Origin of the sequence: Streptomyces milbemycinicus, from assembly GCF_002154605.1 — a bacterium.
Classification (GTDB): domain Bacteria; phylum Actinomycetota; class Actinomycetes; order Streptomycetales; family Streptomycetaceae; genus Streptomyces; species Streptomyces milbemycinicus.
In genome coordinates this window covers 1-540 of sequence record NZ_MUNE01001156.1, presented here as the reverse complement: position 1 = coordinate 540, position 540 = coordinate 1, and the positions used below count along the sequence as shown (strand labels likewise).

The following is a 540-nucleotide window of genomic DNA, read 5'->3' as shown; positions in this document are numbered from 1 at the left end:
GCCGCCTCGTCGACGACGGCGGCCATCTCCTCGTGCGTCAGTCCCTCGTCGTCGGGGTCGTCGTGCGGGCTGCCCATGCCGCCGGTGGCGCAGACCTTCACCACGTCCGCTCCCGCGCGCAGCACCCGCCGGGCCGCGAGCCGTGCCTCGTCGGCGGTGTCGGCGAGCTCGCCCAGGTGTGGGGCGGCGTCGACCCCGCCGGGCAGCGAACAGTCGGCGTGTCCGCCGGTGTGGCTGATCACCTTCACGGCGACCTGCAGCCGGGGGCCTTCGATCAGATCTCGCTCGATCGCTGTTCGGTATCCCGCGGGGACACCGCCAAGGTCGCGCAGTGTCGTCACGCCCGCGTCCAGGGTGGCCCGCAGCCGCCCCGCGATCTCGAAGGTCGTAACCGTCGGGTCGGCCGCCAGCCCCGCGATCAGCCCGCGCTCCGGGGTCATGCACAGGTGGGCGTGGCAGTCGAAGAAGCCGGGCAGCAGGGTCCTCCCGCCCAGGTCGGCCGTCGTGGCGGCGGGCGTCGGCGGCGCGGTGGCCGCCGGG

Annotated in this window: 1 protein-coding gene; it reads right to left on the bottom strand. The window is 75.2% G+C overall.

The window, feature by feature from the left end; all coding sequences use genetic code 11:
• Window positions 1-540: amidohydrolase family protein (locus CCN51_RS51760; RefSeq protein WP_143676236.1), on the bottom strand; the 540-nt coding region annotated here is incomplete at both ends.